The following is a 16,685-nucleotide window of genomic DNA, read 5'->3' as shown; positions in this document are numbered from 1 at the left end:
GCGGTTCCGCCTGCTGACCGGCCTCACCGCCTCGAGGAACCCCAGCCGTGCGGCGGCCGGGGTTCCTCTCGCCCCCGACACCGACGTCGCCGAGACCGTCGGTGCCCTCTCCGTTCTCGTGCACCAGGGCAAGGTGCGCTACATCGGCTCGTCTTCATACTCCGGCTTTCCCGTCTTCGAGGCCCAGAGGGCCACGCGGGAGTACCACCTGGAGCGGTTCGTGACCGAGCAGCCGCCGTACTCGATCCTGGTCCGCGGCATCGAGGGGGGCGTGCTGCCCACCGCGCTGCCACGGCATGGGCACCCCACCTGCGGCCCGCTCTCCGGGGGCCGGCTTTGCGCTGGTTGGCGGTGCTGCTCATGTCGAAGCAGCCTGGAGGCGTGCCGCGGAGGCGGAGCTCTCAGTGACGTTTTTGCGGTAGTGACCGACAACGATTCCTGAACCCGCCGGAAAAGATCGCTGACCGACTCTCATAGGTGTGCAGGATGTGCGTCAGGGCGCTGTCCTGGCGTTGAGATGACGCTCGTGACACTCATTCGACCTCAGAATTCGTGCACTACCACCCAGTAGTCGGATTCTTCGACCGAGGCGGCACACAGGTGGCGGCCGTCAACCGAAACGGCGACGAATTCGGGTGAGCCCGTCACCCCGGAGATACGAGACGGGAGGTTCTTCCCGACCGGGTCTTTCACGCGCACCCAGCCGACCTCGCTCCCGCCGGGTAGGGGCGGGAGGATGAGGAACTCCCCGTTCTCCCCGTAGAGCGAAGCTTGTGAAGCATGGTGATGCCATGCCTCGTCCAGTTGGTCGGCGGCGTGGGTGGTGGAGGCGGGGATCGCGGCGACCGGCTCCACCTCGAATCCGCTGACCACATAGATGGCGGCGTTCACGGGTGGGCCGTCAGGTGCTGCTTTACCCTTCACCTCGAGTCCGCAGCGCCCAAGGGCGTCCAGCCACTCCGGTGCCTGCCGGTCCTTCATCATCCCTGACCTTTCATCGATCCCCACGGCATTCAGCCGCCTTCGTAGAACAGGTGATGGTCGCCACCTGATCGCATATCTCTCCATGGACTCCGGATAGCCGAGGCTACCGTCGGGTCGCTGCACCCTCGCATTGTCCCAGCCGAAGTTGACGAAGTTCCGGGTGTCATCGATCTTCGGTTTGCCGGCATGGAAGTGTGGATTTGCAGTCGCCTTCCGAGGGATCGGACCGGGCATGAAAGGCACTGCCGCCCGCACCGCGCGACGATTCCGAGAGCCGAATATGTGTTGAGCGATGCCGTCACGAAATCCCCCGGGTCCCAAGCCAAGCTTTGGGTGCTTTACTCAGTGCGTCCGTACATGTAGGGGATGGCGCGGCCGTCGACGAGTTGGGTCTTGAGCAGGCCGCGCCGGTCCTACCGGTGGATCAGGTCGCGGTCCGGGCCGGAGGCCTGCAAGAGGCGTCCCGACGCGTAGTAGGCGTAGGTGGTGGTCCTGCCTCCGGCGTCCTCCCTGTGAGCCTCGCCGACACCCCCGGTGCGACATCCCGGCTCCCGCCGACGCGGACTGCGCGTGCGCGGGCTGCGCCGGTGCCCTCGTTGACGGCCGAGGTCATGAAAGCGGGGGCTCCCGCGACCAGTGCGTAGCCCTCTTCGCGTGGCGAGGATGTGCGCGGCCCCGACAGCACGGCGGCCGGCAGTGATCCGGCGGGCCGGCGCCGAGTCGATCTGCCGCGCTCGTCACCGCTCAGCGCGCGGCGCACGGTCCGGATGTTTGGACCATGGAGCGGCGCAGGTTCCGCATGGGGCACCAGGAGGCGGTCCGGGCACTCACGAGACTCGGCGACCTTCGGGCTGCGCCCAGTCCGGCAGGGGCAGCGCTTCGTTATTGGAACAGGAGGCGGTCACGTACCGACAGGCGGGGCGTCACCTGAATCTCCATGGTTCCCGTGCACTCGCCCGTGCTGAATTCGATGGAAATATGCTTGGTTGATTGCCCTGAGGTGAAGGAAAGGCGCGTTGCGCTTTCACGGAAGGAATCCAGCATTTCGATTCCCTGATCATTCACCCAGCGGATCCTCACTGACCTCGCCAGCGCATCATAGGAAAAAATGAGCGATTGTCCGGAATTATCCTGCAGAGTGAGAACCCGTGCGCCACTCTCGTCCGAATCCGGCCATTCGCCGATAGCCTCGTAGACCTCTTCGTCGTCGGGGGTGAGGAATTCTTGGTACACGTCCGCCTTCACCTCTTGAGCTGGGAGGAGTCCAGGCCCTTGAGACCCTCACCGGCGCTGTCGAAAGCCGTCTGGAAAGCGCGGAGCTTCTGCGCGGTGGAACGGAGCTTGTCCGAGCTGCCGTAGATCAGCTTGGTCTTGTCCTCGGTCTGCCCGAGGTCCATCTCGTCGACCTCGGCGCCCATCCGGTTGGCGAGTGAACGGGACTGCACGCGCACCCAGTCCGCACCGGACTCCCAGCCGACGTCGTCCAGCCGGTCGGCGGTCCACTTCCCCGCGTCCTCGACCCGGTTGCCGACCCACTCGACGCCGTCCTCGACCGCGTTCTCGACCGAGTCGGGCGTGATGTCACTGATGAAGTCGCCGATACCCACCGTCAGTTCCCCCCGGACTCACCCTGCTGTTGCTCTGCCTGCTGGGCGCGCTCCTGCGGCGACGGGCCGAACGTGTCGTCCAGCGCCTGGTTCCACTGATCGTCGGAGATGCCCAACGCGTCGTTGAGCAGCTCCGACCGCTGCCCGCCCTGGCCCTCGGTGAGCACCGTGCGGCCGGTGTCCTTCCACGTCTGCTCGATGTCCTGACCGGCCTTGTCGAACGACTCGGCGCTCCAGTCGGGGTTCAGCGCGTCCGGCGTGAACACGTCGCCCCAGTCCTGCTGTGTGATCTCCTCCTCACTGGCGTGCGGATTGCCGCCCATCAGGGCGTTGACGCCCACCTTCAGCGAGCCCGCCACGTACTGGTCGTGCTCCCACTGCGTGCCCGCCGCCAGACCCAGCAGGTTCGCGATGGCACTGGCGTCACTCACCAGCGCGCGCACGCCCCACTCCCAGCGCTCGCAGAAGTCCTCGAAATCGACCGAGAGACCGTGGTGCCCGGCCTCCATCCCGGTCATCGCCAGCTCCGAGAAACCCTTCCCCATCACCGACCCGGTGGCACCGCCCAGTTCACCGAGCTGGTCGATGGTCGCACCCACGCCCTGCGTGAACTTCGCGACGGCCGCCTTGCCCAGCCGCAGGTCCTGTGCGTCACCGCCCATGACCGTCCCCCTCTCCCGCCCGGCCGGCGTCGACCGCGACCGCGTCCGGGACGATGCCGGCGGCCGTCGGGAAGAACTTCGAGGCGTCCTCGGTGGCGATGTCGCCGGCGAGACCGGCGGGCTCGTTCAGGGTCGGCACGATCTCGTCGACGATGCGTGCGCCCAGCAGCGCCGCGTAGCCCATGGGCTGATCACCGGATCCGTGGCGCAGGGCGACCTGCGCCAGTGGGGCCTCGTCGGTGAACCCGCGGATCCACCGCACCCCGCCCGAACGCACCGACCAATAGCCCCCCGTCGGCCGCCGGCACCAGCGGGACCGAGCGTCGCATCTCACCGACAGGGCCCGAGGATCACCAACACCCGCACCCTGCTCGGCGATCCGCTCGGCCGGCGCTGTCCTTGCCCGCTCCACGATCCCTCCCTCGCCCACGGTGACTGGTGGCTCTGTAGGGCAGGACGTGCGTGCAGGTGCCGGTGGTTCTCCTGGCGATCGTCCAAGCCCCGCGTGTCGCCCACAGGACGATACGCCGTGGGCGGGGCCCGTCCTCGCGGTGCGGGTCCGAGCAGTCCGATGCCACCGAGGGGCGCGCTCCCGACTCGCCATCGGGCCGGACCGCGGACCGCCGCCTCCTCCAAGCACGTCGCTCCGACGACGAGTTGATCGGACGTACGGTCGCTGTGAAGGAGTTACGGGCTCCGCGCGGTTCGTCCGTTCAGGAGCGAGAAGTCCTCAGTGAGAGAGCGCGGCGGGAGGCGCGCACTGCGGGGAGGCTCAACCACCCTGCTGTCGTGGCCATCCGTGACCTCGTCCCCATCACGCCGGATGACGAAGCGGTCCATGTCGTCGACCGGTGATCCTCGGCCCTTCCCGCTGAGCCGGCTGACATCGCCGACGTCTCGCACCTCCGGCGCGCATCCACCGTCCTGTCCGGACAACGGCGCGTTCCCGGAGGGACAACGGCTTTCGTCCGAACTCTCCCGGGCTGTCATCCGCGCGCCTATCCTGCTGCCCACCAAGGCATCACCATCCGGGGGGATCGTGTCAGACGCGTCCAGGTCCAAGCCCGCGCTCAAGCGCTGTGCCGTATGTCACCTGCCGGTGGCCAGGAAGAAGCTCGCCTTCGCCAGGGGCGGACAGCCGGTGCACCGCGCCTGTCGGTCGACCACGGACCGCTCATCGACCCGCTCGGCGGCTCCGCCCGGTTCCACCCGGGCGCCGAAGGACATCAGCCGCGCCGAACTCCTCAGGAGGATCGAAGCGTTGCGCAAGCGCGACGCGAAGACGAAGCCGGGCGCCGAGAAGGTGCGGGCAGGGGCTGCGGCTGACGATCGCGGTCGGCCGCGCGGAGGTGCTGGGCGCCCGGCTGACGTCCGCCGACCCACCGACCGCCCCAAGCCGCCGGCAGCGCCGCACCGCGGCAAGCGGCCGGTCCCCCCGCCCCAGCCTTACTACGGCGTGGAGATGAAGTTCATCGACGGCCGGTGGGTACAGATGCACCCTGACTCCGAATAGTGGCCGCCGCGCCGGCCCGGTCCCAGGCATGCCCCGCATGGTCGCAGTGAGCGCCGGGCCACGTGGCGCAGGAAGCCGTGCGAGGTATGACAGGTGCTTCTCCGAGTTACTGCCCGGAGCACGCAGCTCGTCTGCGAGGAAGGCGCGCCGGCGATGACGACGGCCGGGAAGTGCTCGGCTGTGAGCTTGTAGTGCCTGTGCGGGGGGCGGCGGCATCCCTCGACTGTCTCTGTCCGCTCCGTGCCCGCCCTTGAGGGCCGGACGGCACGCTAGACCTTCGGGGTTCCTGAGGAGTGGGTGCGGTTGTCGGCCGGCCTGTACGCGTACGTCCGTTCAGGCGGCCTGACCTCGCTCAGCGACGGCGTCCAGCGGGCGCCGGGCCGGGCTCCCCGGGACTTCTCCCAGTACGCGGACACCGCCGCCCGACGGGGGGATCCGGAACATCTGCCGAGAGCCTCGGGTTCGATGACGGCCCGGACTGGCCCTGCGGACCGGCGACGCGGACCCCCGGTGACCCGGCCCGGCCGCTCGACGACCCCGGCGTACGAGCCGCTCCCACCGACGCTCACCCCTGGACGAGCCCGCTCCTCCCCTTGGACGAGCCCGCTCCGACCGCGGCTCGCCCCTGGAAGCGGTCGCCGACCGGTGACGGGCACACGGGTGGTGACAGGGCACGGGCGCGCGGGCGGTGACAGGTGACGGGCACAGGCGCAGGGCGTCGGCTGACCGCCGGACGGGGTGCGTCGCGCACCGTCCCGCGTCTCGTATCACCCCGGCTCCGCGGGCGGGGACCGCGGAGCCGCACGGTGTCACTTGGTCGCGCCCTGTGCGAAGCCGTTGTAGATGTAGCGCTGGAGGAAGAGGAAGACGAGCAGGGTCGGGGCGATCACCAGGATGGTGCCGGCCGAGATGTTCTCCCAGTGCGCGCCGAAGGGCCCTTTGAAGCGGAAGAGCGCGGTGGAGATCGTGCCCAGGTCCTCCGAGGGCATGTAGAGGAAGGGGATGTAGAAGTCGTTGTAGACGGTGATCCCCTTGATGATCACCACGGTGGCGATGGCCGGCTTCAGCAGCGGCAGGATGATCTTCCAGTAGATGGTGAGGGAGTTGGCGCCGTCGAGGCGCGCGGCCTCGTCCAGGGAGACGGGGATGCCCCGGATGAACTGCAGGAAGATGTAGATCGAGACGATGTCCGTCCCCATGTAGAGCAGGATCGGCGCCGAGAGGCTGTTGAACAGGCCGAAGCTGTTGACCACCTGGAAGGTCGCGACCTGGGTGGTGACCCCGGGGACCAGGGTGGCGATCAGGAAGAGCGCCATGACCGGTTTCTTCGCCCGGAAGTCGAAGCGGTCGATGGCGTACGCGGTCATCGAGCCGATGACGACCGTGCCGGTGATGGAGAACAGCAGGATGACGGCGGTGTTGCCGAAGGCGGACAGCATCTTGCCGTCGGTGAACGCCGTCCCGTAGTTGTCGAAGTTGAGCCAGTCGCCCGGCAGCGACAGGGCGCCGCCGTCGGCCACCTCCTTCGAGGTCTTCAGGGAGGTGAGGAAGACGACGACGAGCGGGATCAGGACGACCAGCGACGCGAGGATCAGCGACAGGTAGGTCAGGGCGGGCGCGAGCCGGCGGCGCCGTGCGGGCAGGGGCGTGGTCATACGAGGTCCACCTTCTCGTCGGGCACGAGGCGGCGCTGGATCCAGGTGATCAGCAGGATGATCAGGAGCAGGACGATGGCGGCGGCCGAGGCCAGGCCCGTCTTGTTGAACTGGAAGGCGAGCTTGACCGTCTGGATGACGAAGGTCGAGGTGCCGGTCGCGCCGCCGGTCATGATGTAGGGGATCTCGAAGACCGACAGGGACCCGGAGATCGCCAGGATGACGCTCAGGCTGACCACCGGGCGGATGCTCGGGGCGATGATGTGCCGGAACTGCTGCCAGCGGGTGGCCCCGTCCAACTGGGCCGCCTCGTACAGCTCGGCGGGGATCGACTGGATCGCGCCCAGGAAGAGCACGAAGCTCAGTCCGGTGAAACGCCAGACGGACACTCCGGCCAGCGAGGTGTTCGCCGACGTGGGGTCGCCGAGCCACGCGTGGTCGGAGCCGGCGCCGAACCACGACAGCACCGAGTCGAGCGTGCCGCCGTCCTGGAAGAAGTACAGGAAGACGAAGCCGATCGCCACGCCGTTGATCAGGTAGGGGAAGAACAGGATCCCCTTGAACAGGTTGCGGAAGCGCAGATCGAAGCTGAGCACGGTCGCGAAGTACAGGGCGATCACGATCTGCACGGCGGAGGCGGCGAGGTAGTAGAAGCTGACGAAGAACACCCGGAACAGCTCGGGCCGGGTGAAGATCCGCTGGTAGTTGTCGAAGCCCGTGACGTTCCGGTCGGGGCTGACGCCGTCCCAGTCGGTGAAGCTGAAGTAGATCATGTTCCCCACGGGCACGTAGGTGAACGTGACCAGCAGGGCCAGGGGAGCGGCGAGGAAGAGCCACGGGGTGAGGCGGCGCAGCAGACTGCCGCGCGGGGGCGAGGAGTGGCGCGCCGTCCCGGGAGGCGGGGCGGCGGCGCGCGGCACCTTCGCGGGTGCCGTGTGGGTCGTCTCGGTCATGTCGGGCCTTTCGTCGTCCGCTGATCTGCGACGGGCGTTCGGCCCCGCCCGCTGGTCCGGGCGGGGCCGGTGACGGCTGGTGGTCCTGGCGGGGCCGGTGACGGCTGGGGCAGGAGGAACCGGCCGGGGTCAGGAGCCGACGGTTGCGGCCGCCTCGTTCCACCTCTTGTCGAGGTCCGCGAAGAAGTCCGCGAGGCTGCCCTTCTGCGCACCGCGCGCGGTGTCGACGAGCTTCTGCCGGTAGTCCGGCTTGTTCAGGCCGATCTCGGCCGCGTTGTCGATCGCGTTCACCGGGCCGGTCTTCGCCTCGGAGCGCTCCAGGAAGGTGACATCGTTGTCAGTGAAGTCCTCGAGGGTGTCGGGCAGGGGAGCGGTCTTCAGCGCGGGCACCGCGCCCTCCTTCGCCGAGAAGCCGGACTTCTCCGCGAACCAGTCGATCCAGGCCCGCGCGGCCGACTTGTGGTCAGAGTGGATGTTGACCGCCTGCTGGTAGTCGGAGGCGAGGACGGCGCAGTACGTGCCGTCCTTCTGCACCGGGAAGGGCATGAAGCCGATGTCGTCGGGGTCGGCGCCGCCCTTGCGGGCCGCGTCGCGCATCTGGGTGATGGCCCAGGAACCGAGCTGCATGGTGGCGACCTCGCCCCGGGCGATCATGCCCTTGGACGCCTCCCAGTTGGTGGTGTTGGGGTCCTTCTCGGACAGGCCGCCCTTGACGATGTCGTAGAGGACCGAGTCGATCGTGTGCAGCTCGCCGCCCTGCTTCCACGGGGACACCGGGCCGGCGAGCTTGTCGTTGGCCTTGGCGTCACAGGTGACCGAGCCGATGTTGTTGCTCCACGCGGTCAGCGGCCAGCCGTCCTTGAAGTTCGTGTAGTACGGCACCGCGTCCGTCCGGGACTTGATCGCCTTCAGGTCGGCGACGAACTCCTCCGGCGTGGTGGGCCACTCGGTGATGCCGGCCTTCTTCCAGACCGCCTTGTTGTAGAGGAAGCCGTTGGCGGTGCCGAAGGTGCTGATGCCGTAGACCTTGCCGCCGACCTCGGCCTTGTCGCTGAAGCGGTACCTGTCGCCCAGCTCCCCGGCGCTGCCCAGCGGGGCGAAGAACTTCGGGTAGTCGTCCTTGGCGACGGCGGCCGGGATCATCAGGACGTCACCGTAGTCGTCGGTGTTCATCCGGATCTTGACCTCCCCCTCGTAGTCGGTGAGGGCCTCGAACTTCACCTTCACCTCGGGGTAGGTCTTGTTGAACTCGGCGGCGTACTTGGCCATCGTCCCGTTCTGGACGAGGTCGGTGCGGTGGGTCAGCACCTTGATGGTGCCCGAGGCGTCGGTGGGGTCGGCGGGTGCCTTCGCCGTCTCACCGGACGCCGTGCCCTGGCCACTGCATCCCGCGACGGTCATGATCGCGGCGGCCAGAAGCGCTCCCGTGAGCGTCTTCTTCTTCCCCATGTGCCCAGCTCCTTCAGGATTGCGGCTCAAGCTCTGCGGGTGGGATGTCGGCACTATGTCAGTCACGAGTTAACCGGTAAAGCTCCGGTTTCGAGCGCGATGCCTAATCGTTACCAGAGGGGAAGCGGTGATGGGCGTCCACGTGCGGAGACTGGTGAATGGTGACCGAAGACGGGGACTAGACCGGTTTATGGACAGGGGGTGGTCAGCAGGTTAGGTTGTCCGCCGTTGTCCATCCACCTGCCTGAGTCAGGCGATTGGAGCCGCACCATGAAGGACGTCACCCAGCTCGCCGAGGGCTGGAGCCTGCGCCATGGAGAGGAACTGCTGGAGGCCACGGTGCCCGGCTGCGTCCACACCGATCTGCTGACCGCCGGGGCCATCCCCGATCCGTTCCTGGGCCGCAACGAGACGGACGTCGCCTGGGTGGGCCACCGCGCCTGGACGTACGTCCGTCACCTCCGACACGACAGCGGGCACGAGCGCACCGATCTGGTCTTCGACGGTCTGGACACCGCCGCGTCCATCACCCTGGGGGGCCGCCCGGTCGGCAGGACCCGCAACATGCACCGCCGCTACCGGTTCGACGTCACGGGCCGCACCGGGCGGTTGGAGGTCCGCTTCGCCTCCGCCTACGACGAGGCCGCGGCCGTCCGTGCCGTCACCGGGGACCGGCCCAACGTCTACCCGGAGCCGTCGCAGTACATCCGCAAGATGGCCTGCAACTTCGGCTGGGACTGGGGGCCGACGCTGGTGACCGCCGGCATCTGGCGGCCGGTGCGGCTGGAGCACTGGTCCACCGCCCGCATCGCCGACGTCCGCCCGCTGGTCACCGTCGACGAGGCCGCCGGCCGGGTGGAGGTACGCCTGGAGATCGAACGCACCGCGCAGGGGAGGGGGCGGGCGCTGCGCGCGGAGGCCCGGGTGGCCGGCGCCCGCGCCGAGGCCGTCCTGACCGGCGACGAGGCGGTGCTGCGCCTCGACGTGCCCGACGTCCGCCTGTGGTGGCCGCGCGGCTACGGCGAACAGCCCCTGTACGACCTCCAGCTCACCCTGAGCGACGACCAGGGCGACCCGCTGGACACCTGGCACCGACGGATCGGCTTCCGCACCGTCGAGCTGGACCGCTCGGCCGACGAGCACGGCACCGGCTTCACCCTCGTCGTCAACGGCGTCCGCGTCTTCGCCCGTGGCGTCAACTGGATCCCCGACGACGCCTTCCCCTCCCGCGTCACCCCCGAGCGCTACCGCACCCGGCTGACCCAGGCCGCCGAGGCCAACATCGACCTCGTACGGGTGTGGGGCGGCGGCATCTACGAGGACCACGCCTTCTACGACGCCTGCGACGAACTCGGCCTCATGGTCTGGCAGGACTTCCTCTTCGCCTGCTCCGCCTACCCGGAGGAACAGCCGCTGCGCGGCGAGGTCGAGGCCGAGGCCCGCGACAACGTTGTCCGACTGATGCCGCACCCCTCGCTCGTGCTGTGGAACGGCAACAACGAGAACCTCTGGGGCTTCCGTGACTGGGACTGGGAGCCCGCCCTCGCCGGCGACTCGTGGGGCGAGGGCTACTACCTCGGCCTGCTGCCCCGTGTCGTCGCCGAACTCGACCCCACCCGCCCCTACACCGCGGGCAGCCCCTGGTCCGGCTCCTGGGACCACCACCCCAACGACCCGGCACACGGCACCCATCACTCCTGGGAGGTGTGGAACCGCCAGGACTACGCCGAGTACCGGGCGAGCGTGCCCCGCTTCGTCGCCGAGTTCGGCTGGCAGGCACCGCCCGCACTGGCCACCCTGCGCCGCGCGCTGCCCGGCGAGCGCCTCGCCCCCGCCTCCCCGGGCATGCTCCACCACCAGAAGGCCGAGGACGGCAACGGCAAGCTGGACCGCGGTGTCGCCCGCCACTTCCCGCTGCCCGAGGACGACTTCGACCGCTGGCACTACCTGACCCAGCTCGTGCAGGCGCGTGCGGTCGCCGCGGGCATCGAGCACTGGCGCTCGCACTGGCCCGTCTGCGCCGGCACGATCGTCTGGCAGCTCAACGACTGCTGGCCCGTCACCTCCTGGGCCGCCATCGACGGTGACGGCCGCCCGAAGCCCCTCTACCACGAGCTGCGCCGCGTGTACGCGGACCGTCTCCTCACCCTGCAGCCGGACGCCGACGGCCTCGTGCTCGCCGCGGTGAACCAGTCCGCCGAGCCCTGGCGTACGACGGTGACGCTGCGGCGGGTGGAAGCGGACGGGACCACGGTCGGTGAGGCCAGCCTCGAGGTGACCGCGGACCCCCGTGCCGTCGCCAGGATCGCGGTGCCCGAAGGGCTCGTACCGGACGCGCGGTCCGCGAAGGAGTTCCTGGTCGCCGACGCGTCGGGGTCGCCCCGGTCGAGTCGGGCCGGGAGCGGGGGAGACGCCGGGAGCGGACGCGGGGCCGGGAGCGGGGAAGGGCCGCGCGCCCTGCACTTCCCCGTCCCCGACAAGGACTTCGCCTACCCCCGGCCCCGCTTCGACGTCACCCTGGAGCCCGTACCCGGGCAGGGGGATAGAGTCGACGTCGTGGTGAGCGCCCAAACTCTCGTCAGAGACCTCCTGCTCCAGCCCGACCGGCTCGGCCCGGCCGCCGCCTGCGACCGCGGCCCGCAGACCCTGCTGCCCGGTGAGCGGACACGCATCCGTGTGCAGGGCTGCGGCACCGTCACCGCCGGCGACGTCAGGGCCGCCCTGTTCTGTGTGGACCTGATGTGAGCGCCCCCACGGAGCGCGTCACCATCAAGGACGTCGCGGCGCGGGCCGGGGTGTCCAAGGGCGCGGTGTCGCTCGCCTTCAACCACAAGCCCGGCGTCTCCCAGGCCACCCGTGAGCGGATCTTCGCGGTGGCCCGGGAGCTGGGCTGGACCCCGAGCGCCACCGCCCGCAGCCTGTCCAGCCGACGGGTCGACATCATCGGGCTGGCCCTGTGCCGGCCGGCCCGGCTGCTCGGCCTGGAGCCGTTCTACATGGACTTCGTCTCGGGCATCGAGAGCGTCCTCGCGGAGCGGTCCTGCTCGCTGCTGCTGCGGCTGGTGCGCGACCTCGACGAGGAGGTCGCGGTCTACAAGGAGTGGTGGCGCGGCCGGATGATCGCCGGCGCGATCCTGGTGGACTTCCGCGAGGACGATCCCCGGGTGCCCGCCCTGCGAAGTCTCGGCCTGCCCGCGGTCGCCGTCGGCCACCCCTCCCTCACCGGCCCCTTCCCGGCGGTGTGGACGGACGACGCGTCCGCGGTCGCCGAGGCCGTCCGCTACCTGGCGGCTCTGGGCCACCGGCGCATCGCGCGCGTCGGCGGGCCGACCGACCTCGGGCACAGTGCCATCCGGGCCCGCGCCTTCGCCGCCACCACCCGGGAGCTGGGCCTGGAGGAGGCGCGGCAGATCGCCACCGGCTTCGACGAGAAAGAGGGGGCCCGCGCCACCCGCACCCTGCTGCTCGCCGCCGAACGGCCCACCGCGATCGTCTACGACAACGACATCATGGCGGTCGCGGGGGCGGGCGTCGCGGCGGAGATGGGCTTCACCGTCCCCGACGATCTGTCGCTGCTGGCGTGGGACGACTCCCAACTGTGCCGGATCACCCACCCGACGATGTCGGCCATGAGTCACGACGTGCACCACTTCGGTGCCGAGGTGGCGCGTGTGCTCTTCGATGTGATCGGCGGCGTGCACACCGCCGGCCATCAGGTGCCGACGCCGTCGCTGACCCCGCGCGGTTCCACCGCCCCGGCGCCGGGGACGCAGTCCCCCTGACACGGGAAGGGCCGCGTCCGGCGCGGACGCGGCCCTCTGGCGTGCCGGGAGACGGGTGTCACCCCTTCGCGCAGGTGCTGCCGTTGAGAGCGAAGGCGGCCGGGACGCCGTTGGTGCCGGTGGAGGAACCGTTGAAGCCGAAGCTCACGGTGCCGCCGGCCGGGATGGTCTCCGTCCAGGACTCGTTGGTGGCCCGGACCTCGCTGCCCTGCTGGACGGCCCTGGCGTTCCAGGCCTGGTGGAGTTTCTGCCCGCCGGGGAAGACGAACGTGAGCTGCCAGCCCCTGACGGCCGTCGTGCCGGTGTTGCGGATGGTGACGTCCGCGTTGAACCAGTTGCCCCAGTCGCTGATGCGGTAGCTGACCGAGCAACTCCCGGGGACCGGACCGCTGTCGGAGAAGACGCCGGCTTCCTCGGCCGTCTGCTGGATGCCGTCGGCGCCGGAGAAGATGCGCTGTCCCCAGGCGGTGAGGCGCGCGGCGTCGAAACCGGTGGCCATGTCCAGGTACTCGACACCGCCGCCGTTGCCGCTCCACGACCAGCCGAGGTACCCCACCCCGAGCTGCCGCGCGGTGGACATGATGGCGCCCTCGTCCGGATCACCGTCCGAGTGCATGTCGCCGAATTCGCCGACGACGATGGGTAGACGCTGTGAGATAAACCGGTTGATGTAGTCCTTCACCTTGTCGGCCGTGTTGAACACCCCGTACATGTGGACGGAGAACACGATGTTCTTGGCGGGGTCCGCGGCGAACACCTCCGCCGCGTGGTCGCGCATCGTGAAGGACCAGTCCTGGCCCCAGTTGGGGGCGTCGACCATGAGTGTGTGGTCGAATCCGGCAGCCCGCATGCGGCCGATCGCGTTGCTGGTGTCGGCGGTCCACGCTGTGGCCCCGGAACCGCCGTTGCCGTAGGGCTCGTTCCCGATGTTCAGGATGACGTACTTCTCCTGGCCCTTCACCGCGTCCTTGATGCTGATCCAGTAGTCGACGGCGCGGGAGAGCGGGACGGCTCCGGCCTGCTCGCCGTAGCCGGTGGTGTCGTGCGCCTCGAGGACGCAGACGAGCCGGTTCTGCTTGCACTGCGCCACGACGGCCGCGACGTCGGCGGTGTCGTTCCTGGTCCAGCGGTCGCCCGTGGCGAGCACCACGCGCACGGAGTTGGCGCCCAGCGCCTTGACGTCCTTCAGGGCCTGCGCGGTCCTGGTGGGGTACCAGGCGTGGGCGTGGTTGACGCCGCCCAGGACGAAGTCCTCGCCGTTCGCGTCCACAAGCCGGCCGTCGGCGACGTGGAAGCCCGGTGCGGCCCGCGTCTCGGCCTGCGCGGGGGACGGGGCGGCCAGGACCGCGGCGGCCAGGGCCAGCAACGCTCCCGCTGCGGTGGCCAGTCTCTTCCTCATGCTGCTCCCAGGGTGGTGGCTCGTGCGGCCGGACGCCGGATGCCGGACGGGCCCGGGCGGCACGGCACTGCCGATGGTTGTGGGGTCGTGCGTCCGGCCCGTCCGTTCTGTCCCGGCGGGGCGCCGGCAGGCCGGAAAGGCAAATGTCGAGCCGGTTGGATATCCCGCTGCCCGGGATTCGACAGCGGCTCACGCCGGGCAGCGGGACGTCGGGTCACCGACGAAAGAGCGGCGTTGATCTCCCCGCTCAGGAAGAGGTGAGGGAAAACGCCCTTCGGTCGGCGGCTGGCAGAGAGGCTAGAACGAGACTTCGGCGCGTTACAACCGTTCGAGCAAAACCGGTTAAGTTTAGTCCCGGTTCAGTTGCCGTTCCTCCACCGCGGTGGTGGCCCGGAAAACCGTTCCCGCGCCGGAGACGGCGACCTCCTCCCCGGCCGGCACATAGGCGGACCCGCCCGCTCGGAGCGGGAGCTCGTCCCCGGAGCCGGTGACGCGGACCGTGCCGCCGGTGCACACCAGGATCTGCGGCCGGAGTCCGGGCAGTGCGCGGGCGCCGTCCCCTGCTCGCAGCACGAGACGCGACAGCCGGAAGTCGTCGACGGGCGCCGGGTACACCTCCTCACCGTTCCCTTCGCCGTCCCCTTCGCGCACCGGGCGCACCAGCGGCGTCGGGAGCGCGGTGAAGCGGACGACGCGCAGCAGCTCCGGCACATCCACGTGTTTGTCCGTCAGGCCGCAGCGCAGGACGTTGTCCGAGGCGGCCATGATCTCCACGCCCAGCCCCCGCAGATAGGCGTGCGGTACGCCCGCCCCGAGGAACAGGGCCTCACCGGGCGCCAGTCGGACATGTCTGACCAGCAGGGCGGCCGGCACGCCGGGATCGCCCGGGTGGGCCCGGGAGAGCCCGTCGTACACCGCGAACTCCTCCCGCAACGGGCCCGGCCGCCGGGTGGCGGACGCCAGTGCCCCGCCGACCTCGGCCAGCCGGTCCGGGGAGAGGGAGAGGAACGCGGAGAAGACCTCCCGCAGCGCCGCTTCCTCCGGGGCCGAGCGGAGCGTCCGGGCGTACGGGGCCAGCCAGTTCAGGCGCAGGCCGTCCAGCAGCTCGGCGCTCTCGTGCGGCGGCCGGAATCCGCAGAGACCCTCGAACGGGGTGAGGGCGACGATCATCTCCGGCTTGTGCTGGGGATCCCGGTAGGTACGGTGCGGGGCGTCGAGGGGGATGCCCCGGGCGTTCTCCCGTTCGTGTCCGGCGGCTGCCCGGGCCGGGTCGGGGTGCACTTGCAGGGACAGGGGGGCGTCGGCCGCCAGCAGCTTGACGAGGAACGGCAGCCGCGGCCCGAAGCGACGTACGACCGCGTCGCCCAGCTCGCCCCGCGGGTTCTCCTCGATGACCTGGTCCAGCCCCCGCAGGCGCCCGTCGCGCTCCACTCGGGAGGGGGCGCCGGGATGTGCGCCCATCCACAGCTCGGCCTGCGGGGAGCCGTCCGGGGTGGTGCCCATCAGGGCGGGCAGCGCGGTGGCCGAGCCCCAGGGGTAGGGGCGGACGGTGTTGACGAGGCGGTCCACGCGGGGTGTTTCCTTTCGAACTGCGGCGGAGTGCCCGTGCGGGCGGTGGGCTGGGGGAGCGGCGGCCGGACGTCCACAGCCAAGCGGTCAGAGCGGGAGTGAAGCGCTCGTGGCGGGTGCGGTGCGGGCGTCGTTCCTTCCTTGCGGACGGCGGGATCAGGCCTCCCGAGGACGGACACTCTGCCCACTGCTGACAACGTTGTCCAGCCTGCTGCCTCGTTAAGTCCGGGTTTGGTGAATCCCTTGTGGCGTGAGGTCGCCCTAACTCTACAGAACCGGTTTAGTTCCCGAGGGTCTTAAATGTACCGTCAGCGACAGGACACGGACATCTCGGCCGCGGTCCCTCCGTCTGGGAAAAGTTCGCCCGGGCGCCCCGGGGCCGTCCTCGGGGGCGGCACCGATGGCGTCGCGTGCGACCACCACCACCCTCGTCGCGAGGTCATCGCCCTGCTGAAGGAGCTCGGCGTACGGTCCTACCGGTTCCCCGTCAGCCGGCCACCGGTGCAGCCCACGGGCTCCGGCTCGGTCAGGACGGCGCGACCGGGACGCGGTCCCGGCATGTCACCGTCACGTTTCCGGAAGTCCTTCGTACGGTGAGCGTCACCGAGGGTAGACGCGGTGGTGTTCAGGACCGCCGCCGCGTGGGGGCGTGCGGGCCGCGCCCGCACCGCGGGCGAGGAGCACCCCGGGGCTCGAGGAGCCGCCGTGCGGTCCCGCCCCCGCCGGACGTACCGGCGCGGCGGTCAGGTCCGTGCCGCGCGGGCGGTCAGGGGACCCGCCTGTCGGTGGTGGTGATGCGCGTGATCGCCTCCAGCGTCAGGGCGCGGTCGTGGGGCTACGGGAGAGGGCGCGGTGGAGGGTCAGGCCCTCGATGAGGGCGTCGAGCTGGCGTGCGGTGTCGGGGTCGAAGTGCCTCTCCAGGTGGACGCGGCTGCGGCGCATCCACGCGTGGGTGAGTTCCCGGTAGGCGGGCCGGCGGGCGGCGAGGGTGTACAGCTCCTGGGTGAGCACGAGGTCTGTATTGACCCGCAGGGTTGTTCACGCGGGTGATCGGTGGCTGGCCGCCGAGTGCGGTGTGGCTGCGGTGGTGGTTGTAGGTGTGCAGGAAGTCT

13 protein-coding genes and 2 pseudogenes are annotated in these 16,685 nt (G+C 69.9%); 3 read left to right on the top strand and 12 right to left on the bottom strand.

Features of this window, described 5'->3' with window-relative positions:
- Positions 1 to 543 precede the first annotated feature (543 nt).
- From ACIBBD_RS29515 to ACIBBD_RS29475, 9 genes and pseudogenes are all read right to left on the bottom strand, one after another.
- Positions 544 to 1,008: a hypothetical protein gene (locus tag ACIBBD_RS29515; protein ID WP_399422611.1), complete on the bottom strand. Its 465-nt coding sequence runs from the start codon at positions 1,006 to 1,008 to the stop codon at positions 544 to 546.
- 858 nt (positions 1,009 to 1,866) lie between these two features.
- The gene (locus ACIBBD_RS29510) at positions 1,867 to 2,217 is read right to left on the bottom strand and encodes a hypothetical protein (protein ID WP_399422610.1); all 351 of its coding nucleotides are present in this window, start codon (positions 2,215 to 2,217) and stop codon (positions 1,867 to 1,869) included.
- 14 nt (positions 2,218 to 2,231) lie between these two features.
- Positions 2,232 to 2,591 (bottom strand): annotated as a pseudogene (locus ACIBBD_RS29505) (putative T7SS-secreted protein); the annotation flags it as partial.
- A 2-nt stretch (positions 2,592 to 2,593) separates the two neighbouring features.
- A complete protein-coding gene (locus ACIBBD_RS29500; protein WP_399422609.1) occupies positions 2,594 to 3,253 on the bottom strand; it encodes a hypothetical protein in 660 nt (219 codons plus the stop codon).
- On the bottom strand, positions 3,243 to 3,515 hold the full coding sequence (locus ACIBBD_RS29495; RefSeq protein ID WP_399422608.1) for an SseB family protein: 273 nt from the start codon (positions 3,513 to 3,515) through the stop codon (positions 3,243 to 3,245). The genes ACIBBD_RS29500 and ACIBBD_RS29495 overlap by 11 nt, the downstream gene beginning before the upstream one ends.
- Positions 3,516 to 4,342: 827 nt before the next feature.
- Positions 4,343 to 4,480: a hypothetical protein gene (locus ACIBBD_RS29490; RefSeq protein ID WP_399422607.1), complete on the bottom strand. Its 138-nt coding sequence runs from the start codon at positions 4,478 to 4,480 to the stop codon at positions 4,343 to 4,345.
- A 1,095-nt stretch (positions 4,481 to 5,575) separates the two neighbouring features.
- Positions 5,576 to 6,421, bottom strand: a complete 846-nt coding sequence (locus ACIBBD_RS29485; protein ID WP_399422606.1) for a carbohydrate ABC transporter permease — start codon at positions 6,419 to 6,421, stop codon at positions 5,576 to 5,578.
- Complete coding sequence (locus ACIBBD_RS29480; RefSeq protein ID WP_399422605.1) at positions 6,418 to 7,374, bottom strand: carbohydrate ABC transporter permease; 957 nt, start codon at positions 7,372 to 7,374, stop codon at positions 6,418 to 6,420. Before ACIBBD_RS29480 ends, ACIBBD_RS29485 begins: the two co-directional genes overlap by 4 nt.
- 129 nt (positions 7,375 to 7,503) lie before the next feature.
- Complete coding sequence (locus tag ACIBBD_RS29475) at positions 7,504 to 8,823, bottom strand: ABC transporter substrate-binding protein (RefSeq protein WP_399422604.1); 1,320 nt, start codon at positions 8,821 to 8,823, stop codon at positions 7,504 to 7,506.
- A 270-nt stretch (positions 8,824 to 9,093) separates the two neighbouring features.
- Here ACIBBD_RS29475 and ACIBBD_RS29470 point away from each other — a divergent pair, with 270 nt between their 5' ends.
- The gene (locus ACIBBD_RS29470) at positions 9,094 to 11,568 is read left to right on the top strand and encodes a glycoside hydrolase family 2 protein (RefSeq protein WP_399422603.1); all 2,475 of its coding nucleotides are present in this window, start codon (positions 9,094 to 9,096) and stop codon (positions 11,566 to 11,568) included.
- Positions 11,565 to 12,605 (top strand): LacI family DNA-binding transcriptional regulator, encoded by a 1,041-nt coding sequence (locus tag ACIBBD_RS29465; protein ID WP_399422602.1) that lies wholly within the window; start codon positions 11,565 to 11,567, stop codon positions 12,603 to 12,605. The genes ACIBBD_RS29470 and ACIBBD_RS29465 overlap by 4 nt, the downstream gene beginning before the upstream one ends.
- Positions 12,606 to 12,663: 58 nt before the next feature.
- On the opposite strand, the gene ACIBBD_RS29460 is transcribed toward ACIBBD_RS29465, so the two are convergent.
- Both ACIBBD_RS29460 and manA read right to left on the bottom strand, forming a co-directional pair.
- Positions 12,664 to 14,004 (bottom strand): cellulase family glycosylhydrolase, encoded by a 1,341-nt coding sequence (locus tag ACIBBD_RS29460; protein WP_399422601.1) that lies wholly within the window; start codon positions 14,002 to 14,004, stop codon positions 12,664 to 12,666.
- Positions 14,005 to 14,352: 348 nt separating this feature from the next.
- Positions 14,353 to 15,573 (bottom strand): mannose-6-phosphate isomerase, class I, encoded by a 1,221-nt coding sequence (gene manA / locus ACIBBD_RS29455; RefSeq protein ID WP_399422600.1) that lies wholly within the window; start codon positions 15,571 to 15,573, stop codon positions 14,353 to 14,355.
- Between the two features lie 300 nt (positions 15,574 to 15,873).
- On the opposite strand from manA, the gene ACIBBD_RS29450 reads away from it, so the two are divergent.
- Complete coding sequence (locus tag ACIBBD_RS29450) at positions 15,874 to 16,170, top strand: family 1 glycosylhydrolase (protein ID WP_399422599.1); 297 nt, start codon at positions 15,874 to 15,876, stop codon at positions 16,168 to 16,170.
- A 169-nt stretch (positions 16,171 to 16,339) separates the two neighbouring features.
- Here ACIBBD_RS29450 and ACIBBD_RS29445 read toward each other — a convergent pair.
- Positions 16,340 to 16,590, bottom strand: a pseudogene (locus ACIBBD_RS29445) (TetR family transcriptional regulator); the annotation flags it as partial.
- Between the last annotated feature and the right edge of the window lie 95 nt (positions 16,591 to 16,685).

It is taken from the genome of Streptomyces sp. NPDC051315 (assembly GCF_044455165.1).
GTDB lineage: Bacteria > Actinomycetota > Actinomycetes > Streptomycetales > Streptomycetaceae > Streptomyces.
The sequence above is the reverse complement of the archived record's forward strand: the minus strand, read 5'-3'. Positions and strand labels throughout refer to the sequence as shown.

Excerpts from the sequence above, each read along its gene's own strand:
- ACIBBD_RS29500 (WP_399422609.1), bottom strand. The coding sequence starts at position 3,253 with ATGGGCGGTGACGCACAGGACCTGCGGCTGGGCAAGGCGGCCGTCGCG.
- ACIBBD_RS29490 (WP_399422607.1), bottom strand. The coding sequence starts at position 4,480 with ATGTCCTTCGGCGCCCGGGTGGAACCGGGCGGAGCCGCCGAGCGGGTC.
- ACIBBD_RS29485 (WP_399422606.1), bottom strand. The coding sequence starts at position 6,421 with ATGACCACGCCCCTGCCCGCACGGCGCCGCCGGCTCGCGCCCGCCCTG.
- ACIBBD_RS29480 (WP_399422605.1), bottom strand. The coding sequence starts at position 7,374 with ATGACCGAGACGACCCACACGGCACCCGCGAAGGTGCCGCGCGCCGCC.
- ACIBBD_RS29475 (WP_399422604.1), bottom strand. The coding sequence starts at position 8,823 with ATGGGGAAGAAGAAGACGCTCACGGGAGCGCTTCTGGCCGCCGCGATC.
- ACIBBD_RS29470 (WP_399422603.1), top strand. The coding sequence starts at position 9,094 with ATGAAGGACGTCACCCAGCTCGCCGAGGGCTGGAGCCTGCGCCATGGA.
- ACIBBD_RS29460 (WP_399422601.1), bottom strand. The coding sequence starts at position 14,004 with ATGAGGAAGAGACTGGCCACCGCAGCGGGAGCGTTGCTGGCCCTGGCC.
- ACIBBD_RS29450 (WP_399422599.1), top strand. The coding sequence starts at position 15,874 with ATGTACCGTCAGCGACAGGACACGGACATCTCGGCCGCGGTCCCTCCG.